General features: G+C 36.4%; 16 protein-coding genes. 4 read left to right on the forward strand and 12 right to left on the reverse strand.

Annotated elements, in window-relative coordinates:
- Nucleotides 1-491 precede the first annotated feature (491 nt).
- The 11 genes from DF947_RS17040 to DF947_RS17090 all read right to left on the reverse strand — a co-directional run bounded on the left by DF947_RS17040 (nucleotide 492) and on the right by DF947_RS17090 (nucleotide 20,917).
- Nucleotides 492-1,271, reverse strand: a complete 780-nt coding sequence (locus tag DF947_RS17040; protein WP_109931253.1) for a carboxylesterase family protein — start codon at nucleotides 1,269-1,271, stop codon at nucleotides 492-494.
- A gap of 66 nt (nucleotides 1,272-1,337) precedes the next feature.
- Nucleotides 1,338-3,635, reverse strand: a complete 2,298-nt coding sequence (bglX, locus tag DF947_RS17045; RefSeq protein ID WP_109931254.1) for a beta-glucosidase BglX — start codon at nucleotides 3,633-3,635, stop codon at nucleotides 1,338-1,340.
- A 26-nt stretch (nucleotides 3,636-3,661) separates the two neighbouring features.
- A complete protein-coding gene (locus tag DF947_RS17050) occupies nucleotides 3,662-5,407 on the reverse strand; it encodes a discoidin domain-containing protein (protein ID WP_109931255.1) in 1,746 nt (581 codons plus the stop codon).
- 85 nt (nucleotides 5,408-5,492) lie between these two features.
- Nucleotides 5,493-6,860 (reverse strand): glucoamylase family protein, encoded by a 1,368-nt coding sequence (locus DF947_RS17055; protein WP_109931256.1) that lies wholly within the window; start codon nucleotides 6,858-6,860, stop codon nucleotides 5,493-5,495.
- 18 nt (nucleotides 6,861-6,878) lie between these two features.
- On the reverse strand, nucleotides 6,879-8,546 hold the full coding sequence (locus DF947_RS17060; RefSeq protein WP_240615403.1) for a glucoamylase family protein: 1,668 nt from the start codon (nucleotides 8,544-8,546) through the stop codon (nucleotides 6,879-6,881).
- Between the two features lie 71 nt (nucleotides 8,547-8,617).
- Nucleotides 8,618-9,442 carry a LamG domain-containing protein gene (locus tag DF947_RS17065; protein WP_109931258.1) on the reverse strand — a complete coding sequence of 275 codons (825 nt, stop codon included), beginning with the start codon at nucleotides 9,440-9,442 and terminating at the stop codon, nucleotides 8,618-8,620.
- Between the two features lie 19 nt (nucleotides 9,443-9,461).
- The gene (locus tag DF947_RS17070; protein ID WP_109931259.1) at nucleotides 9,462-10,943 is read right to left on the reverse strand and encodes a RagB/SusD family nutrient uptake outer membrane protein; all 1,482 of its coding nucleotides are present in this window, start codon (nucleotides 10,941-10,943) and stop codon (nucleotides 9,462-9,464) included.
- A gap of 13 nt (nucleotides 10,944-10,956) precedes the next feature.
- Nucleotides 10,957-13,992 carry a SusC/RagA family TonB-linked outer membrane protein gene (locus DF947_RS17075; protein WP_109931260.1) on the reverse strand — a complete coding sequence of 1,012 codons (3,036 nt, stop codon included), beginning with the start codon at nucleotides 13,990-13,992 and terminating at the stop codon, nucleotides 10,957-10,959.
- 354 nt (nucleotides 13,993-14,346) lie between these two features.
- Nucleotides 14,347-17,232 carry a ligand-binding sensor domain-containing protein gene (locus DF947_RS17080; protein ID WP_109931261.1) on the reverse strand — a complete coding sequence of 962 codons (2,886 nt, stop codon included), beginning with the start codon at nucleotides 17,230-17,232 and terminating at the stop codon, nucleotides 14,347-14,349.
- A 160-nt stretch (nucleotides 17,233-17,392) separates the two neighbouring features.
- Complete coding sequence (gene trhO / locus DF947_RS17085) at nucleotides 17,393-18,340, reverse strand: oxygen-dependent tRNA uridine(34) hydroxylase TrhO (RefSeq protein ID WP_109931262.1); 948 nt, start codon at nucleotides 18,338-18,340, stop codon at nucleotides 17,393-17,395.
- A 129-nt stretch (nucleotides 18,341-18,469) separates the two neighbouring features.
- Nucleotides 18,470-20,917: a DUF5686 and carboxypeptidase regulatory-like domain-containing protein gene (locus DF947_RS17090; protein WP_109931263.1), complete on the reverse strand. Its 2,448-nt coding sequence runs from the start codon at nucleotides 20,915-20,917 to the stop codon at nucleotides 18,470-18,472.
- Nucleotides 20,918-21,151: 234 nt separating this feature from the next.
- Here DF947_RS17090 and kbl point away from each other — a divergent pair, with 234 nt between their 5' ends.
- The 4 genes from kbl (at nucleotide 21,152) to DF947_RS17110 (ending at nucleotide 24,514) form a co-directional block, all read left to right on the forward strand.
- Nucleotides 21,152-22,339 carry a glycine C-acetyltransferase gene (kbl, locus tag DF947_RS17095; RefSeq protein ID WP_109931264.1) on the forward strand — a complete coding sequence of 396 codons (1,188 nt, stop codon included), beginning with the start codon at nucleotides 21,152-21,154 and terminating at the stop codon, nucleotides 22,337-22,339.
- 143 nt (nucleotides 22,340-22,482) lie between these two features.
- Nucleotides 22,483-23,523 carry a phenylalanine--tRNA ligase subunit alpha gene (gene pheS, locus DF947_RS17100; RefSeq protein ID WP_109931265.1) on the forward strand — a complete coding sequence of 347 codons (1,041 nt, stop codon included), beginning with the start codon at nucleotides 22,483-22,485 and terminating at the stop codon, nucleotides 23,521-23,523.
- 2 nt (nucleotides 23,524-23,525) lie between these two features.
- Nucleotides 23,526-23,936, forward strand: a complete 411-nt coding sequence (locus tag DF947_RS17105; RefSeq protein WP_109931266.1) for a Rieske (2Fe-2S) protein — start codon at nucleotides 23,526-23,528, stop codon at nucleotides 23,934-23,936.
- Nucleotides 23,937-23,938: 2 nt separating this feature from the next.
- The gene (locus DF947_RS17110; protein WP_109926116.1) at nucleotides 23,939-24,514 is read left to right on the forward strand and encodes a TetR/AcrR family transcriptional regulator; all 576 of its coding nucleotides are present in this window, start codon (nucleotides 23,939-23,941) and stop codon (nucleotides 24,512-24,514) included.
- A 17-nt stretch (nucleotides 24,515-24,531) separates the two neighbouring features.
- On the opposite strand, the gene DF947_RS17115 is transcribed toward DF947_RS17110, so the two are convergent.
- The gene (locus tag DF947_RS17115) at nucleotides 24,532-25,218 is read right to left on the reverse strand and encodes an XAC2610-related protein (RefSeq protein ID WP_109931267.1); all 687 of its coding nucleotides are present in this window, start codon (nucleotides 25,216-25,218) and stop codon (nucleotides 24,532-24,534) included.
- Between the last annotated feature and the right edge of the window lie 11 nt (nucleotides 25,219-25,229).

Consider the following 25,229-nt stretch of genomic DNA (forward strand, 5'->3'; position numbering starts at 1 on the left):
AAGCACATTTCACCAATAGCTGAAATTTATGCTTATTGTCTCTTAAATAATCATTTTCATCTTTTAATAAAGATAAAAGAGAATGAAAATAATGAGATAAAATACGAACAAAGCTTCTCGAATATTTTTAACGCCTATGCTAAAGCTTACAATAAAAAATATAACCGTACTGGAAAACTATTTGAAGAAAGGTTTAAAAGGAAAAAAATAGATGACGAATTCTATTTAACGGAACTAATTTATTACATCCACGCAAATCCACAAAAGCACGGAATTTCAAAAGATTTTAGAGATTATAAGTATTCTTCTTATAAAACAATCATATCTTCAAAACCTACCATGTTAAGTAGAAATGAAGTTATTACATGGTTTAGTGGCTTACCCTTTTTTATAGAGTATCATCTTGATAAGCACATCAGATTATCCAATGAAAAACTAGCTAAATTTGATATTTAAACCTCGTAGGTTTTTAAAACCTACGAGGTTGATGACTATTTCTTATGACTAAACAACCAAGGCAATAATTCTGGCTCTGCAAAGGCACTATCCCAACTGTTGTGGTTGGCGTTAGGGTACAGGCTAAATTTAACCTCATCGCCTACAGTTTTTAAGCGCTCGGCAATAACCATAGAAAAGGCAGGATCAACAACATCATCCTTTGCTCCATGAAAAATCCATAGTGGCACTTTTTGATATTTCTTTATGTTGTTGGTATTGTCGCCACCACAAATTGAAATTGCAGCTGCGAAAGTATTCCGCTTACGTCGAAGCAGTTCAAATGTGCCCATTCCGCCCATAGATAAACCGCCTACATAAACCTGCTCTTTATTAACAAAAGGTTTTTTCAAGAAATCTTTAACCATACCAACCAGTGCATGCATGGCTTTTGTGGGTTTGCCACCTTCTACAAACGTTATTTTTCGCTTACCATTTTCATCCTTTGTATTATTGATGTTTGCCCAAAAGTCGTTATCAGGGCATTGAGGAAAAACCACTATGGCAGGAAAATTCTTACGAACATCATCCTTAAGAAATAGATTGCCACCATGAGCCAATTGTTTTTCATTATCGCTCCCCCTTTCGCCACTGCCATGTAGAAAGAACACAATAGGGTATTTTTCTGTAGGATTAAAATTTTCTGGGAATAAAATTCTATAGTAAATAGAGTCTTTGCCTTTTATAAAACTTCCTTTATCGTACTTTTTAAAATCCTGAGCCCTTAAAATAAATGCGAAAAAGAGAAGACTAATGGTTAGAAATATATTCTTCATAAAACAAAATTAAAAAACCCCAGCTATTTTGCAACAGTCTGGGGTTCATAACCAACCTAATAATATTTATTTCAATGTGAATGCTGTTTCCTTAACATCATGTGAGTTTGTGCCAATAAATAATTTAAAATCACCAGGTTCTGCAACAAATTTTAAATCTGAGTTGTAGAATTTAAGATCATTTTCTGATATGTTGAACGTTACCTGTTTACTTTCTCCTGCTTTTAAATTAATTTTTTGGAAACCTTTAAGCTCCTTAACCGGACGTGTAATGCTGCCCACTAAATCTCTGATATACAGTTGCACAACTTCTTTTCCCTCATATTTTCCTGTATTTGTTAAGGTAACCGAGGCTGTGATGGATTTACCTTTGGTTAAAGTATTCGAACTTAATTTAATATCGCTGTAACTAAAAGAAGTATAACTCAAGCCATAACCAAATGGGAACAATGGATCGTTGCTTACATCTAAATAGTTGGAACGGAATTTCTCAAACCATTTTCCTTCTGCTAGTGGTCTACCAGTGTTTTTGTGTGCATAATACAACGGAACCTGGCCAACATTTTGTGGGAAAGTTGTGCTTAATTTTCCTGATGGATTAACATGGCCAAAAAGTACGTCGGCAATTGAATTTCCTGCTTCACTTCCTGGAAACCAAACATTTAAAATTGCTGGAATATTTTCATTTTCCCATTTCAAAGCCAACGGGCGACCTGTAAACATAACCAATACAATTGGTTTACCTGTTTTAGCCAATTCTTTTAATAAATTTTTCTGTGTTTGAGGAATCTCGATATTGGTAACACTGCTGCTTTCTCCTGTAAATTCAGATCCTTCGCCCATTACAGCAACAACTACATCCGATTTTTCTGCAACTTTTAATGCTTCTTTAATCATATCCGCTTCACTTCTCGAATCGCGAACATAAGTTGGATTATGAATATTTACATAGCGATGCTCCATAACTGAATCTGCTAGGAAGTTAGAACCACGAGCCGTTAATATTTTAGCATCATTACCCAAAGCATTTTTTAAGCCTTGAAGTACTGTAACCGATTTATCAAACAAAGCAGCAACGCTCCAAGTACCATACATGTTTGCCGTGTTATCTGCCAATGGGCCAATTAATCCAATCGTTCCAGTTTTTTTAAGCGGTAAAATATTATTGTCGTTCTTTAATAAAACGAAACTCTCTGCAGAAACCTCCCTAGCAATTTGACGATTTTCAGGACTGAAAACTTCTTTTTCTGCTCTCTGAGCATCACAAAACTTATATGGATCTGCAAATAAACCTAATTTATATTTTGCTTGAAGAATTAATCTACACGCATTATCGATTTGTTGAAGGGTAACTTTTTTCTCCGATAAAGATTTTTTTAATGTACCTAAAAAACCTTCTCCAACCATATCCATATCAACGCCTGCATTTAAGGCCAAAGCTGATACAGTTTGTAGATCGCCCATTCCGTGAGCAATCATCTCTGGAATACCTGTATAATCTGTTACTACAAAGCCTTTAAATCCCCATTGGTTGCGAAGCACTTCTGTCATTAACCACTTGCTCCCAGTTGCAGGGATACCATCTACTTCATTAAATGAAGCCATAATGCTTGCTGCACCAGCATCAACTGCAGCTTTGTATGGAGGAAGATATTCGTTATACATTCTAACCTTGCTCATATCGGTAGTATTGTAATCTCTACCACCTTCTGCAGCGCCATATAAGGCATAATGTTTAACACAAGCTAAGATCTCGTTATTGGCCTGAAGTTTACCTTGATAGCCTATAACCATAGCTTTTGCAATCTGCGATCCTAAATAAGCGTCTTCACCGCTCCCTTCCGAGATTCTACCCCAACGTGGATCGCGAGAAATATCTACCATAGGAGAGAAAGTCCAGTTAATGCCGCTGGCACTGGCCTCAATTGCAGCAACCCTTGCCGATTTTTGAACGGCATTCATATCCCAAGTACAGCTCAAACCTAATGGAATGGGAAAAACGGTATTGTAGCCATGAATTACATCCATTCCGAATAATAAGGGAATTTTCATTCGACTATTTTCTACAGCAATTTTTTGAACAGCTTTGATTTTTTCGACACCTTTAATATTAAATAAACCACCTACTTGCCCGTCTTTAATTTTCTTTGCAATATCACTGCTATTGGCCTGGCCGGTTGTAATATCTCCCGAACTCGGTAAATTGAGTTGACCGATTTTTTCATCAATGGTCATTTTTGCCAATAAGTTGTTAATGAAGGTATTCATTTTCCCTTCTTCGGCAGAAACTGGTTTTTTGGTTTGCGCTGAAGCATTCAGTGCAAGAATTGTTAAAAAAACAACTAGGATGTTCGCTCTATTCATTATATATGTGTTTATTCTTTTAAAATTTAATCAACTTTTTTTACTTCGGTTTTTGCAGATACGCCATTCTCATTTATCGCTTCTATAGAAAAGTAGTAAGCTTTTTGACTGTCCATTGCCTTAAACCAATACTCATTGAAATCATGGATCATAATGCAGTTGTATAACTTATCTGGTGCTGTTCCATAATACAAATTATAGGCAAAAGCATTATTAACAGGTTGCCATTTTATGTAGGCGCTCCGCTTGTCTTTTTCGGTTCTTAAAACGATTAGGTTTTTTACCTGAGTTGGTTTTTCGCCATTTCCATTTCCAAATACACGTAAACCGCTGATGGCGAACTTGCCTGTAGGCATATGGATGTTTACCATTTTTATAAATCTTGTTTTTATCGGTTTGTCTAATTCGATATAATCATGAGGAACATCAGTTTTGTTCTGACTTTTATCAACCAGCATTGTCCATTTTTTTCCATCAAGCGATGAAAGAATTTTGTATTGATGATAGATTCCGATCTGTTTGCCTATAAATTCAGCATCCTGATCTGCATAATTAATCTGGATTGCATTAACCGTTGATACACTTCCCAAATCGGTTTGGATCCATTCGCCATTGTTAGCTGTTTTTGCACTCCAATAGGTTTTAATGCTTTCATCAACAGCATTATTCGCATTAAAACTTCCAAGTGTAGAAGATACTGTAACTGGTTTTTTGTAATTAATTAACATCCAACCTGGGCCAGTAGGGCCATTTTCTTTTCTTTCTGATGGTAGATAAAGCGGATAATCGCCAAATGCCGTATTCGTCCACATTACATCATCTTGATCAAAACCTGTTGGCCAAATTCCCATTCTGCGTTCCCAAGTGTTTTTCACACAAATAATGCTTGTAGAAATGTGCCAGTAGTTTTTATTGTTATCCTGAAAAGTTGCACCATGACCTGCACCACGAGAAAAACCACCCCCCTTATAACTTAACGGATCAGATTGTGGGGTAGCTTGTATGCCATCAAATAAGGGCTTGCTTCCAACAACTACACCATCTGAATAGCCGCTAAATTCGGTGCCGGGAGCACCATATTGGAAATAATATTTGCCGTTATGTTTTGTCATCCATGCGCCTTCTGCAAATGGATCAAGAAAAGTATCGTCCATATATTCACCAAAGCGTTGCCATCCATACCTCCAGCTTTGGAGCAAATACATTGGGGTACGCGTTCCTTTAGGTTGAAAAGTTTTACGATCTAACTCAACACCATACATTGGATAATTGTTGCTGCTTCCGTTGTACATATAAAATTTGCCATCGTCATCAGTAAAAAATGCTGGATCCCAGCCACCAATTTCTAGAGAATCGACAAGTGGAAACCATTTGTTGCCCATTGGATCTGTGCTTCCCCAAAGTGTAAAGTTTTTGGTATAAGTGCTTCCGAAAACAACAACGGTATCGCCAATAATGCCTACACCCGGTGCGCAAAGTTCATCTTTTGTTTTATTCCATGGACGAAGAAATTTACGTTCTATAAATTTCCAGTTCAACAGATCAGAGCTATGCCAATAACCCCATTGATTCGTGCTAAAAAGTAAAAATTCACCTTTATAATTTACAATCACTGGATCAGCCGTTGCACGATGCTTGCCCCATTCGGTAAAAGATTCGAAAGGGGTATAGCCATAATCTACATTTATGGGGTTACAATAGGTTTTCTGCTTTTGAGCAAAAACGCTTATAAATGTTGTTAAGTAGAAAAGTGTAAGTAAGGTTTTTCTCATGTTGTAAACTATATTGCTCCGTCATTGCGAGGCACGAAGCAATCTCATTTGTGAGTAAGATTGCTTCGTGCCTCGCAATGACGATTTATTTTATCTCCGGGCTTTCAAAACCTAATTTTATTAAACCTTTTTGTACATCAGGATTACTCATAAATAGTTTCCAAAGCAATCCTGATCTATAATTTTCAATCATCACCACCATCGGACCCTGATCAATTCCTAAATATCTTTTTGGGTACCAATTTTCGGTTTCTGAAAAGGCATCATAAAATCCGTATTTCCCCCAAACTTTATCTCCTAAATTTTCATACAAATGTCTAATCACTTTCATTGATTCTTTTGGAGTATACGGAAGAGATGAAATGGCTGCGGTAGGGGAGATTACACCGAAATCTTCTTGAGGATTGTGAGCCGCATAACCTTTAACAGAATAGCTAGCAGTCAGTCCCCAATTATTTTCGCCATAGCCTTTAAAGCCTTTTGGATTGGCAACACAATAATCGTGGATGGCCAAAGTTTGATTTACGTTGTTTGCCCAATAATCTGCATATTGATCTTTTAAACCTTTCGGATTTAACCCCAGATACGAATAATGCGCCCAAAATAGTGGCCCAACAGAGTTCTTTTGCCCTTGGTAATCTAAAGTAAACGGATGTCCGTATAATTCAAATTTGGTTTTAATCTCTCCGTTTCTAGCCCAGCCCTGGTGATAAACTTCAGCAGGAACCGTATGTGTTGGAGAGGAGGCTGCTAAAACATACATGATTAAACATTCGTTATAGCCTTTAACGGGAAAATTCATTTCCCATTTATATTCTGGCGACCAATGCCAATAAAGTACATTTTGATTGCCATTTCTATACCAGTTAAAATCGATGCCTTTCCATAAATCGTCAGCCTTTTTTGCTAGGGCTTTTTCTTCTGCAGTACCGTTTTTGTAGTAGGCATTAATACAGATTAACGATTGCGCAACGAATGAACTTTCCACAAGATCGCCACCATTATCTTTTTTTCCGAAAGGATGAACCTTTGCCGTTTCGCCATAAATCCAATGAGACCAAGCACCATGAAAACGATCTGCTTTTGCCAAGAAGTCAAGTATTTTATTTAACCTTCCTAAACCTTCTTTTTTGGTTACATAACCTCGATCTATTCCGCTTAAAATAGACATTAAGCCAAAGCCTGTGGCACCAGTTGCCACTGTGCTCTTATCGTTATCAGGATAAATATTATCGACGTGAAAGCGTTCTCTAGCGGCGCCAGAAGTTGGCTCGGCACCATCCCAAAAGTACTGGAAGGTTTGTTGCTCCACCAAATCCAATAACTGATCATCTGAAAGGTTTTTCCTTATGGTTAAGTCGGGATTATAAGTTTCCTTAACTTTTTGGGCACAGGATGAACAGGTTAAAGCCGTTAAAAACAAAAACAGGAAATGTTGGAATGCAATTTTCATTGGATGTATAAAGGGATGTTAGAGATTTGGACTACTGAAACCAAGATTTTTCATGCCGGCTTTTACTTCTGGTGCACTCATAAATAAGTTCCAGATCAATTTAGATCTATAATTTTCAATCATTACGATAATTGGACCCTGATCGATTGCAAGTGTAGAAGATGCAAACCATTGATCTTGCAATGAAAATGCATCGTAAAACCCGTAATCTCCCCAAGTTTTGTTACCCAATTTATAATAGAAGTATTTAAGTGCCTGCATCGATTCAGTTGGTGTATAAGCTATAGATGATAATGCCGCAGTTGGTGCAATTACGCCAACATCATTTCCAGGAGCACTCGCCGTATATCCGTTTGGAATATCGCTAGCGGTTAAGCCCCATACATTTTCTCCATATCCGTAAAAACCAAGCGGATTTGCCTTGCAGTAATTATAGTTAATTAAGGTATGCGCTTTTGTTTGGGTTTCGTAATTGGCATAAGCATCAACTAAGCCAGTAGGGTTAATTCCCATAAAAGAATAGTGTGAAAAGAATAGTGGGCCACCATTGGCAGATCCAAGTGGAAGTTGAACGCCATAATAGGTATTGCCATTTTTCATTGCACCGTTTTGTGCCCAGCCCGTGTCATAAACAGTTTTTGGTATTGAATAAGTTGGCGATGCAGCCGCCATTACATAAGTTACCAAACATTCGTTCCAGCCTTTGATGGGTAGGTTCATATCCCAGTTGTAATTTGGACTCCAATGCCAATATAAGGTGTTACTGTTATCCTTACGATACCAGCTCCATTCTACACCATTGTAAATAGAATTAATATCGTTTCTTAAAGCGGTTTCAGAAGCATCAGCACCATTAAAATATTGACGGGCAGTAATTAAACCCGCCATTAAATAAGAGGTTTCTACCAAATCGCCTCCATTGTCTTTGGTACTAAAAGGGATAACCTTTCCGGTATTTCCATCTAACCAATGTGGATAAGCGCCATGGAAACGTTCAGCAGTTTTTAAAAAGGCAACAATTTTCTGCATACGGGCAAGTCCATCAGCTCTGCTAATAAAATTGCGGCTTATACCGGTAACCAATGCCATAATTCCGAAACCAGAACCTCCTGAAGTTACCGTATTGCCTGAAGAATTTCTTTCTCGAGCCAGGCCACTAGTCGGGTGACCAAAATCCCAGAAATATTTAAATGTTTGTTTTTGAACCAAGGTTAAAAGTTCATCATCACTAATGCGGGGAAATTTATCCGTATCATCTACAGCGGTAATTAAATTTACGGTTATTGCCGTTTGAAGTTTATTGCCGCCTTTTGATAAAAGCCCCGTATTAACGGTTAAAATATATTTAGTAATCGGCTGTAATGTAGATGTTGTAATTACAACTGTATTATCGTTATTCTCTAAGGTTGGAGTGAATGCAATGGCTGTGCCATTTGCATCATTTAAGGTAATGTTTCCGCTAACGGAAGTTAAGTTAATAGGAGATGAAAAGGTGATTTTAACAACTGGAGCAGTGTTTAAACCATAATATGTAAAGCCACTGTATGTGCCGTTTACTTTAAGATCGGAAAAAGAGTAGGATGATGGTGGCGTTACTGGATCAACAGGAGTTGGGGTATCGCTTTTTTTGCAGGCAAAAATGAAAACGGATAGAATTAGAATATAAGAATATAGTTTGCTCATCATTTGGGAGTTAAAAAGGGTTGCCATTATAGCAACCCTTTAATTGTTTATTGCCTTAATAAGATTAGGACTTATTATTTTCCTCTACCTTCAAGTTTTTGTAACGAACTGATTTCCGTATCAGTTAAGGCTTTGTTGTAAATTCTAACTTCGTCTAATTGGCCAACTAAATAGCTTGCCCAATCTTGTTTGCCAGTTGCTGTAGTTAAACTTGGTGTAGTTTGGAAATGAACTGTCCCAAAAACCATTTTACTCGCATTTTGGAAAACCAAAGCACCATTGTTTGCGATAACCTGAGTTGCTATTTTAGCTCCGTTAACATAAACTTTATAGGTTGATGTTGCTTGATCATAACTTAAAGCAATTTGATTCCATTTATCCCAAGGGCTTGTCATCGCATAGTTACCTAACCAATTATCAACGCCACCATTGTTTATGTGGAATTTTAAATTGCCAGAAGCAGCAGTTCCACCATTTTCAAAAAAGGTTGTCATGTTACCCCAAAAAGATGTTGAATTCGAAACATCAACTAGACCAACAATACCTTTATCATTTAAAGGCATTTTTTCCCAAAGGGTTAAGGTAAAGCTTTTTAGGTTTTGAACAGCAGTTGGCGTATTAGATACCACATAGCCATTTAAAGCACCTTGCAAACCCTGACCTTTAACAGCAGGAGCAAATGAAGTTCCAGTATTAACACCTACAGTGTTGGAAACACTATCAATCAAACTTCCATCAAATGCCCAATAAGCAACTAAACTGCTAGGAGCTACTTGTTTTGCACTTGTATAGCCTCCAATGTTTAGTGCAGGAGCATAAGTGGAAGGATCAAACTCCTTTTGGCAAGAAGATAACCCTAAGGTTGCAACTGCCATCAATAAAAAATATTTTGTTTTCATTTTTATTAAAAATTAGCGATTAATAACCTGGATTTTGAGTTAAAGTACCTGCGCTTAAATCGATCTCTGTAGATGGAATTGGCCAAACTTCGTTTTTGCCTGCTTTCCAGCCTTTTGTACCAAATACTGCGGTACCGCGACCTTGACGAATTACATCAAAATAACGATCAGATTCCATAGCTAACTCAACTTGTCTTTCTTTCCAAATGGCCTGACGAATCGCATCTTTGTCTGTTGAAGTAACATCAGGTAAAACACCAGAAACACCACCTCTCGCACGAGCACGAACCCTGTTTAAGGAAGTTTTTGCCTGTGTTGGATTTCCCAATTCATTTGCAGCTTCTGCATTCATTAGCAATACATCGGCAAAACGCATTACTCTAACATTTTGTTGAGCGCCTTCATTAAAACCAGTAATGATTAAACTAAATGGAACGTAAGATTTTTGATTATACATCGGATTATCGCCAGTAGCCGGAATGATATCACCTTCAGGTGTGGTTTCACCTCTAAAAATGATGGTTGCGTCTCTTCGTGTATCGCCAGCCTCATATGCAGCTGCTAAAGTAGCTGTTGGTACATTAAAGCCCCAACCTGCAACTGTTCCTCTTACACCTTGAACCTGACTATATTGAGAAGTTGCAGAACCTGCGATGTTTTGTTTAATTTCACACTGTATCTCAAAAATCGACTCAATGTTGTTTTCATTATTTAAACGGAAACTCTGCTCGTAATTAGGAAACAAATCGTAACCTAAAGTCATTACAGTATTGGTAAAAGATAAAACTTGATCCCATTTAGCTTGGTACATAGCAACTTTAGCATGTAATGCTAATGCAGCGCCTTTTGTAGCTCTACCTAAATCGGTAATTGGATAACTTTGTGGTAAACCTGCAGCTGCATCATCCAAATCTTTTTCAATCGCTGCCCAAACTTGTGCTTTTGGAGTTCTGGGAATATTAAATTCTGATGCATCTTTTGGAAGGCTTAAGCGTAATGGCACATCGCCAAACGCACGAACCAACCTAAAGTATGAGTAAGCACGAACAAACTTAGCTTCTGCCAAGTAGCGGGCTTTCAAGCTGGCATCCATATTAATTGCTGGAATATTAGCCAATACCTGGTTACATAAATTGATATTTTGGTACTGACCTGTCCAAAAACCCTGAAATTGTCCTTCTGTTGATGAAGCCGAATAGTTGTCAAAATTATTAAGGTAACTCGCATCATTAACAGAGCTTCCTTTTTCAGCGTCATCTCCAGGGATACTTTCCACTGCAAGTGCAGGGAAGGCAGTATTTTCCCACGATCTTAAATTACCGTAAATTGCATTTACAGCTTTTGTTGCATCATCCTGCGATTTCCAAAAGGTAACTGCGGGTTGCTGAGCCTGTGGGTCTACATTTAAAAAATCTTTTTTACATGCAGGTAATGTCAAAAGAGTTGAGCACAATGCGATTATGCTAACTTTTTGAATATAATTATTTTTATAATTTTTCATCTCTTAATTGATATTAGAAAGTAACTTGAAGACCTAATCTATAAGTTGCTGATAATGGATAAACATTAGCATCAATACCTCTTGAAGTTGGACCACTACCAGTATCATATCCAATTTCTGGAGTGAAGCCTTTGTATCCAAATAAGTTAACAGCATTTTGTGCATCAGCAAATACCCTTACTTTTTTAATGCTTAATTTGTTCATTAAACTAGCTGGTAAAACATAACCCAGTTGAATGTTTCTTAAACGGATATATGATCCATCTTCTACGTAGAATGAATTTGGTGCTGCGTTTGCAGTAGAACCCACATTTGCTGATGGATAAGTTGTAGAAGTACCTTCTCCATGCCATCTGTTATCGTAAAAATCTTTGCTGAAGTTCTCATTACCAAAACGATAAGCAATATTTGCATTGTAAACATCAACATCAGCTACACCCTGAATATCAAGTGTTAAATCGAAATTTTTATAACCAAATGTTGAACTAAGTCCGTAGCTGTATTTTGGATTTGGATTTCCTAAAACAACACGGTCTTTTCCATCAATTACACCATCGCCGTTTGTATCAACATATTTGAAATCTCCAGGCTTAGCCGAAGTTTTTTGAGCTGAAGCAGCAACATCAGCCGCATTTTGGAAAATTCCTGCTACCTGATATCCGAAAAATGCACCAATTGGACTTCCTTGAACGGTTCTAGTAGCTAATGCACCATTTGCAATTCCTTGTCCACCACCATAAATTGGGTTTAGACCTGTGATTACAGATAATACTTTGTTATTATTGATGCCAACGTTTGCACTTACTGAATAACTAAAATCGCTTTTCGTTTTATCAGCATATGTTGCCAAGAATTCAAAACCACGGTTTTGGAAGTCGGCCTGGTTACCAATTAGTTTGCTTGATGCAGTACCAATTGAGCTTAATACGTTAATATCAAAGATTGCTTGCTGCGTTTTTTTGTTGTAAAAACCAGTCTCGATGCTCAAACGATTGTCTAAGAATCTAGCCTCTAAACCTAAATCTGTACCAACTGTACGTTCCCAGTTTAAGAATGAAGGAACAATAGAGTTAACGCTTGCACCTGTATAGCCTACACCATTAAAGAATGCAACTAAGTTACCACCTTGAGCAATGGTTAAAGTTGTTGGATTAACCGGAACACCAGCGTTACCTACTTTACCCCAAGATCCTTTTAATTTTAAATAGTTAACAACTTTTTGATCTTTCATAAAATCCTCGCTAGTTACAACCCATCCTGCTCCAACTGCTGGGAAATTACCCCATAAATCCCCACCGTTAAAGAATTGAGAAGCCCCATCTCTACGAATGGTTGCGTTTAATAAATAACGATCTTTGAAAGAGTAATTTACACGACCGAAATAAGATGCCGAAGTTCTTAAACTTCCTCCGTCACCTACAGTACGGGTTCCAGCTGATCCTAAAGCAAGGTATAAATCACCATCGCTAGAGTAGGGAACGTCAAATGCAGCAGAATTAATGAAATAATTTTTTCTACGTTGTGCAGTTGTACCGGCGAGTATTGTAATGTTATGATCACCGAAAGTGTTTTTGTAGGTTAAAGTATTCTCTACGATCCAATTTCTATTTTCATCTCTCTTAATGTCAAGTTTACTCTGAGTATTTCTCTGTCCCTGAGTTGCTTGATATACAGGAGCATAAGCTCTAACCTCATTTTGTGCAAATTCGCCACCTGCACTTGTTCTAAAAGTAAAATGCTTTGCAAAAGTTAACTCGGCATACACATTTCCAGTAATACGATAGTTTTTAGATTTTTGGTTAAAATAATCCAAAGTAACCTGAGGGTTAAAGTTGTTACCACCACCTAATCCAAAATCGTTCGCATCACCATAAGATCCATCTGCATAATAAACAGGTACTACTGGGCCAGCAGCATAAAGCTGACGAAAAATACCCCCGTCTATATCATTAGAATTAATTGCAGTTCCAGAAACCGTATAGCCAATTTTCAATGGTTTTAAAACTTGAAAATCATTAGATAATTTGGCTGTATAACGAGTATAGTCTTGAGTTTTAACAATACCCTCTTCATTTGTATAACCTAAAGAGAAGTTGTAAGTTGTTTTCTCAGTTCCACCGTTTACAGAAATCTGATGGTTGGTTTGCAATGCATTTCTAAATCCTTGATTGTACCAGTTTGTACCTTCTCCATAACTCGCTGGATTAGCAAAAAGTGGAGCTGCTGTTGCATCATTAGATTTAATCAATTCGTTAATTATTGTTGCATATTCTGTAGCATTAGCCATTTCAATTTGATTGGTTACTTTTTTATAACCTACCGAGCCGTTATAGCTAATTACAGGATCGCCTGTTTTACCTTTTTTAGTGGTAATTAAAACCACACCATTAGCAGCACGAATACCATAAATAGATTGAGAAGATGCATCTTTTAAAATACTTAAATTTTCAATGTCACTTGGATTTAGAAAGCTTACATCATCAAACCAAACACCATCCACTACATATAATACACCTAAGTTACCATAAATTGTTCCCGTACCACGGATTGTAATTTGTGGTGATGAACCTGGGGAACCGCTATTTGTAATGTTAACACCAGCAACTTTACCCTGTAATGCGCTAATTGGGTTAACCGAAGCTTGCTTAGAGATGTCTTCACCTTTTACTGAAGCTACTGAACCAGTAACATCAATTTTTCTTTGTGTACCATAACCCACAACCACTACTTGATCGAGTTGTTGGCTATTTGAAGCAAGTACAATATTTAGAGTTGTACGGTTATTTACCGGCACTTCTTGTGTTACATATCCAATATATGTAAATACCAATGTTGCATTCGCCGGAGCGTTGATGCTGAATGCACCCGTTGCATCTGTTTGTGTGCCATTTTGTGTTCCCTTTACCAACACGCTTACGCTAGGAATGGTCGACTTGTCGCCTCCATCTGTTACCCTACCTTTTACGGTAATGTTTTGCGCAAATGCTACGTTAATTGCGAGTAAACAAATTCCGGCTAGAACAGAAATTCTTGTAAAGATTCTTTTCATGCTTATTATAAATTTAGTTTAATTGTTAAGCTAAATGTGAGGTTGTTTTTCTGACTGTGCAAGTGTTTCTACCTCTACATTATTACATCATATGGATGTGTAGGGTATCTCAACAATCAAAACCAATTGTGATTTTGGGCCAAAAATGCAGTTTTAGCAATTGTAACTGAATAATTACCTACACACAAGTGTACAAAATACACCAAGTGATTTGTGGGGTGTAATTTTTGTCTATGAGAGGTAATGATGTAGTACTAGAAATAAAAATTTTTAAAGATGTTCAGAAGATTAGAATTTTATGCAAACGTTCCCGACCTAGCAACACCCTAGTTTATTGCAAAAATCCTGCGCTTATTACAGCTCCATTAAAAATTCTGTTAGGTTTTTATCGTGTGGTACTTCTAATTTTTTGCGCAGCCGATATCGACGAATTTCTACTCCTCTTAAAGTAATATTTAACAAGGAAGACATTTCTTTGCTGCTCATGTTCATCCTTAAATATGCACAGAGTTTTAAATCGTTGGGTACAAGATCCGGGTGTTGGGCTTTAAGCTTTTTAAAGAAACTTTCATGGGCTTCATTAAAGCTGTTTTCAAACAAATGCCAATCCCGTTCATCATTCATCCCATCATTAATAACCTTCTGGATTTTTCGAGTTTGATCTTCGGATAATTTCTTACCACTTTCATCCTTCAGCTTTGCAATCTCGTCACCTAGTTTTTGAAGCAGTTCATTCTTGTAAACCAAAGTCATTGCAGAGTTGGCCAACTCCCTGTTTTTAGAAGCCAGTTCTGCCTGGAGTTTTTCTGTTTGAAGTTTGTGAATTTGCCTTTCATTTGCTTCAGCTTCCTGTTTTAAAATTTCATCTTGCTCAGTTTTTAGGCGATCGCTGATTTTTTGACTGTCCTTTTGAAGTTTTCGTTCATAAATTTTCTTACCCATTATCAAAGCAATTACAGCAAAAATTAGGTAGAAGAGAACTGCCCAATTATTTAAATACCATGGTCTTAAAATGGTAAACTCGTAGGTTGTAACCTCACTTATGGATGAATCATCGGTTTTTGCCCTTACTTTAAATGTATAATTTCCACTGCCTAAGTTGGTGAAATCTTTTTGTGTAGCGTAACTCCAGTCAGACCAATCTTTAGAATAACCTTCTAAATAATATTGATATTTAATCTTTGCTTGCCTGTAATATGGCAGTGCGAAGGAAATTCGAATGTTGTTTCTACTATAACGAATCTCTGTTGGACCATCATCATTACCGGTTTCACTAATTGTGAAGTATTTATCCGTGATATCATCCACCCGTCTGATTAAAACTAATGGAAGCCTGTGTTTATTTGATGCAGTATTTTGACTGGTATTATAAATAACAAAACCATCATCAACACTGATTAAATATATAGAATTGCTAATTCGGCTTATATTTTCATAATATTGAACCATTCTTCCGTCTAATAGACTAAACTGATTTGAATCAATTTCTATTTTTCCAGGTTCGGTAAAGTTAACCAGAGCTGTTTTGCCATGGTTTATAAACCAGTATTTTTTATCGCCTGCACTTATAATTTTATTTGAAGTAGCGAAAGAACCGAGTTTTTTATTAAGAACCTCATACTTTGTAAATTTGTTGCTCAATTCATCGTATGTATAAAAACCCACATCAGAAGAAAAGACAATTCTATTCTCTAAGTTGAAAATATTAATGTTGTAATTTCCGGGTAAGCCATTTTTTTCGTCGAAATACTTTGTGCTGATAACCCGTGTGTAATCCGAATTTAGGGTTAATTTATACAATCCTTTGTAAGCATGAGCAACCCAAACGTCGCCCTTATTATCTTGTTCTACATAACGGGATGGAGCATCGAAACCAGCTATTTTTGTAATAAATTTTAATCCGGAAGCTGGCGACTTTGTAAAGAGCGCAAGTCCGGTATAGGTTCCTTGAATTAAATTATCTGGACTCGAATTTAGTTTCTTGATGGTCCAGCCACCGCTAGAATGAGAGATCCATTCAATTTTATCGCCAAGGACTTTAAATGTTCCATTATTATGGCCACAAATCAGTTCATTATCTATTATGGCCAATTCCCAAACCTGACCTTGTGAATTGGGGATTAATCTAAAATTAAAAGATAATAGCTCTTTATTGGGTGCCCATTCACTGTAAAATAAGCCTTGATTGGTTCCCAGGTAAATTTTGCCATTAAAAATAATACTGGAGTAGACGGTTCCAAATTGTCCTGTTTTATCAAAATAGAAATAGAGTGGCGAGTTTAGCTCGATCCGATCGATTCCATTATCAAGTCCGGTCCATAAATTTTGTTCGTTATCGGCATATAAACTCAATACCGTATTGTTTTGTAAACCACTAGATTTATTGATTTTTTGAACGATACGTCCCTCTTCATCAATAATGATTAGGCCATTTAATATGGTTCCGTAAGCATAATATTTACCTAACAGGCTTACGCCATTGTTTAACTGATAGGTTTTTAAATAGTTGTTTGCGGGTGTATTTAATGGCGTAAAATTTTTACCGTCGTATATAAATAAACCGTTTTTACTCGTACCGATTATAAAACCGCCACTTTTGTAAGGTAAAATTGATAAAATTCCTTCCTTACCCAATTTATCACTTTGTGTTACAAATTCTAATTTATTTCCCTTCAGCTCAAAAAGGCCTTTATCCAAAACTTCGATAAAATATCGATTGTAAACTTTATGAAGAAATAAAAAAGATGATGGTGATTTTACGATTTCAATCTTGTTGTTTTGATAAATGAAGATTCTAGAAAAGGATTGAAAGATTACTCTGTCTTTATCGACATATATTTTCCAAACTTCGTCCGTAACAGATACGCCTTTTGGTAAAAGATTGGTGAGTGAATTGTAGGTGAGTTTATTGTTTTTGATTGCCCAATAACCAAATTCTCCGAAGCTCCCTGTATAGATTCTTCCCTTATTGTCTGTCGCTACTGAACGAACAATCTGCCTGTTTGGCATCTTGTATTTTTGCCAATAACGGCCATCAAATGTGAGCAAACCTTCTGCATTGCCAAAGTACATAACCCCATTTTGATCTTTTGCAATACTCCAATTTTGATTTCCGGAAGCGTAAAGTGCTTTTGGGTAATTTTCTATATACGGTACCCCGATACTTTTGATATCGGCAGCAAAAAGTTTAAAGGATATTAAAATAAGGGATATGAAAATTAAACGTACTGTTTTTTGCATAAAATGGTTATTTGGCTAAGCCATTGTTGCAACAAAGTAAATGAAAAAAAGTTAGATGGTTATTAGACAATGGTTAATGGCTAAATGAATTTTTGATTATTAGCTTATTTGAAAGTAAACAGACGTTAGCTATGAACCATTAACTATAACCAATTAACCCTTAACCTACAGCTTCTGTTTTTTTACCAACCGGTTGAGGTACTTTAACGTAATAGCCAGTTCCATCGTAAGGACGTTTTCTTGGGTTAGTAGTACATGCGGTTGAGCAACATCCTTCCAATGCATCGCCACAGTCATCGCATTGCGTAATGTGTTCATTACACTCCGGATTGGCACAGTTAATCATTTTAGGTGTAGTTTTACCGCAGTTGTAACAAACTGAAACGATTGTAGGATTTACTTCATTAACATCAACAGCGATACGATTGTCGAAAACATAACACTTGCCTTCAAAATCTTTTCCTCCAGCTTCTTTTCCGTATTTTATAATTCCGCCATGGAGCTGATATACATCGTTAAAACCGTGGTGCAAAAGTAAGGCAGAAGCTTTTTCGCACTTAATACCGCCAGTACAGTAGGTTAGAATTTTTTTGTCTTTGTACTGGGCAAGCTGATTAATCTGTTCTGGAAAATCGCGGAAATTTTCAATATCTAAGGTAATCGCATTCTTAAATTTACCAAGATTATGCTCGTAATTTGAGCGCACATCAAGAATAATTACATCTTCCTCATCTTTCATTTTCATGAAATCTACAGGCTCTAAATGCTTTCCTGTTTGTTCGTTTGGATTAATAATAGAAGTATCTCTTAAGCCAGAATGAACAATTTCCGATTTATAACGACAATGCATTTTGATAAAAGATGGCTCTTCAACATCATCAATTTTAAATTCCGTTTTAGCAAATCTTTCATCGGCATGAATGGCCTCCATATAGGTTTTGCAATTTTCGATAGTACCAGAAACAGTACCATTTAAACCTTCATCAGCAACGATTATACGGCCAACTAAATTTAAGGATTTACAAAATTTAAGGTGATCGGTAGCAAATTGCTCCGCGTTTGCTATATAGCTATAGCAATAATAAAGTAGTGTTTGATATTTTTCCATAACGCTATTGATACCGTTGCAAACGGCGTTTAAAGCGGGGCAAAGATAAGGAAATTATGTAAGATGTGAAATGTAAGATGTAAAATGAAAAACGGTTCATTACCCATCTTACATTTCGTATCCACCATCCTAAAACCCGTAGCTAATCCTAAATCCCTGGGTTAATTTACGGGCACCATCGTAGGCAAAGCCATAGCTTGCTCTTAATACCAATCGCTGTAAACCAAAGTAAAATTCTTTATAGTTTCTTTTCTCTGGTGATGATAAATAACCTCCGCCGATAAATTCTTCGAGTTTGGCTTTGCGCAATAAAGGCACTTTATTCATAAAAAAGCCGGCAAAATTGTGTTCAACATGCGCCTCGAAATATTGCTGGTTTGTACTAAACTGGTAAAAATCCAAGTATTGGAATTTCCTGATATTGGGTGGAAAAATCGTCGAAATGTTTCCAGAAAAATGTTTGTATTCTGGATAAAACAATGATTTATTGTTTAAGAATTTTCCGGCACCAACCAGGAATGAAGTATATCCCCATAAGCCTAAACCAATTCTATCCTGATAAATTTCTGCCTTTACAAAATCGTAATCTACATCACTATTTAAAACATCTTTAAATCCTTTTTTATACAAAACGGTTATTTTAGGAAACTTCGATTCGGTGTAAAACTTACCATCAGGACGGGTAATGTATTTCTGACCAATGGTATAAACCAAACTCGCGGTAGCACTAAAAGAATTGTAAGTTGGAAATAATGGTGTTTCAGATTCTGGTGTAAAAGGATTGTTCGAAGTAAATTCTCTATCCTTTGCATCTATAAATTTAAAAGTAGAACTATTGGTTAAAGTATGGTTTCTTGCATAATCTACGCTAATGCTAGCTTGTAATCCATTAACCAATTCTCTGGTCGTATTAATGTTAATGAAGCTCTTTTCGTAATATTTTGGAAAATTCTTTTCATAGAACAATGAGTTAATAGAATTTCCAAGCAAAGTCATCGAACCAAGATTGTTTAAATCGAAAATTCCATTTCCAAACGAAGCGCCAATACTTGCACGTTTTAGTGGATCGTAATAATAGCTTCCTGTTAAGGTTCCGGTTAATTTCTGATTTGCAAAGCCATAACGCAATTCCGGACGGATACTGTAAGATCTTCTGTTTTCAAAATCCTTACGGTAAGTTACGCCATATTTTATTGCAAAACCTTCAACGGTGTTGTAGAATATTGCTCTTAAAACCGGATCGAATGTATAATATTCCTTATCGTACCTGTCATTCTTGCTATAACCCCTGAGTAAAAGTTTTCCAATCCCAAATTTGTTGTTGTCTTTTTCAATAGAATCTAAGTATTTCTTCGATTCTTTCAGTTTTGCAACGCTGTCTTTTTTTACATAGTTTAGCTTTTCATCCAGCGTTAGTGGAATCGGGCGATTATTTTTCCAATAAACCGAATCCTTTTTGTTAACCAATTCGGTTACTTTTAGAATTTCGCCATTAAAAAAGTTTTTCGGGAATTTTGGATCTATATTGTAATTGCTATAAACCCCAACATAATAGCCTGCAAACTTAAAGCCCAAAACATTGCCCGCAAATTGGAAATTGATATTTGTTGGCATGTAAACATCCTTAACCTTTGTGAAAGATTGATTGATGTTTAAAGTATCTATAAAATTGATGCCGGCGCTTTTGGTTAAGAATAAATCGGTATTATAAATTCTCCAGCTCTCGTCCATAATATAAATTATTCCTCTAAAAACGGGATCATTTTCACGGCGTGGGATCACTTCGATTTTATGAATGGTTTCTCCATTTTCCTGTGTTTCGCCTAAAAGTTTGTATTTATAGTAAAAAAGTGCATTATCGGCAATGGGCGAAATAAAACCTCTTGCACTTAAAGTATTTTCCAATAGATAATTATCGTAAAAATTTATAATCAAATCTGAAGCCTTGTTAAAGCTGAAAGCATTATTTCTTCCAGCAACTTTAGATGAGATCATTTCTTCGTGAACATCGTTTGGCCGTCTGAAACTAAATTTACTTTCCGATTCGGATAGATAAATAATGCCTTTTCTGTTGGTGTCTAATTCCAGAATTTTTTGAATATCCTGACCGAAAAACTTCTTTGGAGCACCTTTTAACCTTTGAACACCTTTAATGTAGACATTGCAATCAAATGCCTTTACTTCGGTAAGGTGGGTTTTGCGTTCTTTTATGGCCTTGCGGATTATTGCATAAGCCGGGTCTTCTGCATTCCCTCTGATGGTCACATTATCTAGGGTATAGCTTTCTGATGATAGCGTAACGTTTAGGTTTTGATCATCATCCAGGTTGATAATATGCTCTTGCTGCTTATATCCAACAGCCCTAAAACTTAATGTTTGTTGTCCTTTATTTAATTTAATCGAATACTTTCCATCAATGTTTGCCGAAGTGCCCTGAGTTGTATTTTTTAAATAAACCGAGGCAAAAGGAACGGTCTGTCCACCAGAATCTTTTATGGTACCCGTAACCGTATATTGTTGTGCAATGGCAAAATTTGTTAGGATTGATAAAAGAATGAGTGCGCAGAATCTTAACATATGTGTGATTAGTAAGCTATAAATATCGAATAAGTTTTAACACTATACATACAGGTAGGTGTTAAAGTTTGTTAAGTTCTAAAAAAAATAAATTTTGAGGCAATTTATTATCCAAAAAACATTATGATCACCAATCAAACGTTTGTTCTATAAACATTCAAAAATGTTGCCTTTTTAGGACTGTAACGAGTTTTTTTATAACTTTGGGCCAAAATCAACCATTAAGAAAAAGCCATGTACAAAACATTACAGCCTGCTCTAAAAAAAGAGTTAGAAGAGATAGAAAACGCCGGGTTATTTAAACGCGAACGCATTATTGTTACACCACAGGGAGCAGATATTAAAGTTAGCGGTGGGGTAGAGGTTACCAACTTTTGCGCTAACAATTATTTAGGTCTATCTTCTCATCCAAAAGTAATTGAAGCCGCAAAAAAAGCGATTGATGATCATGGCTATGGAATGTCTTCTGTACGTTTTATCTGTGGAACACAAGATGTGCACAAGGATTTAGAGGCGAAAATCTCAAAGTTTTTAGGTACTGAGGATACCATTCTTTATGCTGCGGCTTTTGACGCAAATGGAGGTGTATTTGAACCTTTGTTTAATGCTGAGGATGCCATTATTTCTGATGAATTAAACCATGCATCTATTATTGACGGCGTTAGACTTTGCAAAGCACAGCGTTTCCGCTACAAAAATGCGGATATGGAAGATTTGGAAAAGCAACTTATTGCAGCTAAAGAATGCAGACATAGGATTATTGTTACGGATGGCGCATTCTCTATGGATGGATCGGTAGCGCCATTGGATAAAATTTGTGATTTAGCAGATAAGTACGAAGCCTTGGTTATGATCGATGAATCGCACTGCTCTGGTTTTATTGGCAAAACTGGTCGCGGCACTCATGAGCATTTCAATGTTATTGACAGAATAGATATTATTACGGGAACTTTAGGTAAAGCTTTAGGTGGTGCATCGGGAGGATTTACATCTGGTAAAAAAGAAATTATTGATATGCTTCGCCAGCGCTCCCGTCCATATTTATTTTCGAATACATTAGCGCCTGCAATTGCTGGTGCATCCATTGCGGTTTTAGATATGTTGAGTGAAACCACTTCTTTAAGAGATAAACTGGAAAGCAATACCAAATATTTCCGCGAAAAAATGACAGAAGCCGGTTTCGATATTAAGCCAGGTTTCCATCCGATTGTTCCAGTTATGCTTTATGATGCAAAAATTGCGCAAAACTTTGCTGCTAAAATGCTTGAAGAAGGAATTTATGTAATTGGATTTTTCTATCCCGTTGTTCCTCAAGGCAAGGCGAGGATTAGAGTACAGTTATCTGCAGCGCATGAGCAACACCATTTAGATAAAGCCATTGCGGCATTTACCAAAGTTGGAAAAGAGCTTGGTGTAATTTAAAATATTCCTTTGTAGAATATATAAAAGCTGCCTAAGGCAGCTTTTTTGTTTTGGGTTCATTTTCTTTAATAATGACATTTAAATAGATTATTTGAACCGAACAACCTTAAAAATTTTAGAAAATTAGCTGTATATTTGAAGCCATGTTACAAGATAAAATAACACAATACACTGAAAAAATTAATGCTTTTGTAACTGAAAAAGCAGACGAATTAGAGCAGTTCCGAATTAAGTATTTGGGAAGCAAGGGAATCATCAAAGAAATTTTTGATGATTTTAAATCTGTTTCCGTTGAAGAGAAAAAATCTTTGGGTAAAGTTTTAAATGAATTTAAACAGCTTGCCGAATCAAAATACCTTACCTTAAAGGAATCTACTGAGCACGCCAGTGTTAAAACTGAAAATTTACAATTAGACATGACATTGCCTGGCGAAGGTTTTGAAATCGGTTCTCGTCATCCTTTAGCTTTAGTTCGCCGGGAAATTGTGGAGATTTTCGCAAAACTTGGTTTTAACGTAGAAGAAGGCCCAGAAATCGAAGATGATTGGCATAACTTCTCTGCTTTGAATTTTCCCGAAGAACATCCTGCAAGAGATATGCAAGATACTTTCTTCATTAAAAAAGGAGGGGAGAAAGGCGATATCGCTTTGCGTACGCATACATCTTCGGTACAGGTTAGAATGATGGAGCAAGGAAAACCACCATTTAGAGCAATTATGCCTGGCCGTGTTTACCGTAACGAAGCCATTTCGGCAAGAGCGCATTGCTTTTTCCATCAGATAGAGGGATTATATGTAGATGAGAATGTATCATTTGCAGATCTAAAACAAACCCTATTTTACTTCGTTCAAGAACTTTACGGAGAAGGTACCAAAGTACGTTTCCGCCCATCGTATTTTCCTTTTACAGAACCATCTGCAGAAATGGATATCTCTTGTACCATTTGTAATGGTACAGGTTGCCAGCTTTGTAAGCATAGTGGTTGGGTAGAAATTTTAGGCTGTGGTATGGTAGATCCTAATGTATTGGAAAACTGTGGCATCGATTCTAAAAAATATAGTGGCTTTGCATTCGGAATGGGCATAGAGCGTATTGCTAATTTAAAATATGTAATTAAGGATTTGCGTTTATTCTCTGAAAATGATGTTCGTTTCTTGAAGCAATACAAATCTGCTTTAATTTAAAAATGAAGTATTTATTTAGCATATTGTTCGCATTTGTTCTCTTTTCGGGTTGCGGAAAGGAAGAAAACTACATTCCAGACGTAGCTGTAAATTACAGCACACTTTTAACCGATCCGAGTTTAACGGGATTAAGTTCGGGCAAGGCAATTATTGTTAATGGTTATGGAATATCGGGCTTAATTTTATATAGAAATGTAGCCGGAAAGTATTTGGCATACGATAGGTGCAGCTCTGTGAATCCACAAAATAAATGCGCAGTTACTGTTGATGATTCGAACATAACCGTTACGGATCCATGTTCTGGCGCAAAATTTTTACTCGAAGATGGAAGTCCTGCTAAAGCTCCAGCAGAGAAATATTTGAAACAGTATACTGTAGGGATTACAGGAAATACAATACGTGTAAGCAATTAAAAATGGAAGCTGATAAAATTAAAGAAACGGTTAAAAAGGCCGCCAAAGAACTTTTTAGGAAATACGGGTACCACAAAACAAGTGTTAACGAGATTGCTAAAAAAGCACGAATTGCAAAAGCAACCATTTATAAATATTTTGAGAGCAAAGAGCAGGTTTTAGATAGTATCTTAATGGATTATCTAGACTCAAATCTCCACGAAATATTGCATAATAAATTAAGCTACGCATCAGAAGAGGAGCATTTAAAAGCCTTGGTTATGAAAACCAGCAGACTTTCTTTTACAGCCTGTAATGAGTTTATTGGATGGGATTTTGTAAGAGAAAATGCAAATTCGCAGGAATTTTTAAAACATTTATCCGATCAGTTAGAGGCGCTCCTTTTAGCTGCATATCTTCAACTGGATAATTTTAAGAACAATCCGGCAAGGCGAGAAGGCTTAGCCTTTTTGTTAAAGGCAAGTAAAAGCATTGTTTTCTCTTTTGCTTTTACGTCTGTTAGTGATTCGGATGTGCGCAAAAACTTTGTAAGTTTCCAAAAGGAAATTCTTCCATTTTTGGTTAAAGCCGCTTTATAAAAAGGATTACTATAGTATTATTGCTTGTAGTAATCTTTTATTTTAAACTTCTGAACCGTTCTCTTAACTTTTCCATCAACCATTTTCTGAGTAATAACGGTTACATCATCTCCAATGCTTGAGTCTTCGATAACAGAAGATGCTTCTATTAATCCTTTCTTGCTATCAAACATATAATTAATTGTTTTATCATAACAACAGCCATCTTTTTGATGAATGGCAAGCTGTTTTAACTTTCGATCTACATCAAACATACCGAGATTTTCGCTGGCCAGTTTGGTGAGTTCATTATTGAGTGTAAATCTATTGTTGGTGCTGTTTAAATAAACATCGTATGATGGTTCTTTGTATGCGCCATTACTTCCGTTTCTTACTGCAACATCTTCTAATCCGTCGAAGTTAAAATCCCCAAAAACAAGCGGTGTTTGGTATTTGCCCAGGTCAAGCCACCCGATATTCGCGTTCTGCTTTTCATTTAAATTGAAATCTAAATCAGTGGATTTGAAAGTCTGAAGCTCCGCATCAGTTGCTTTATCATAAAGAATTATTGTTGCCTTGCCGCCGCAAGAGCCGTCAGCACAATTGGCAACAAATATTTTGGCTTTATATTGATTGGAGCTGTTGAGCGCAAGAAACTTAAATTGAGCTTTAGCGTAACCTGTTGCAAATAGTAAGAAGAAACAGAAAACGAGAATTTTTTTCATTCGTAGATATT

The organism is Pedobacter paludis, assembly GCF_003173575.1.
Taxonomy (GTDB): Bacteria; Bacteroidota; Bacteroidia; order Sphingobacteriales; family Sphingobacteriaceae; genus Pedobacter; species Pedobacter paludis.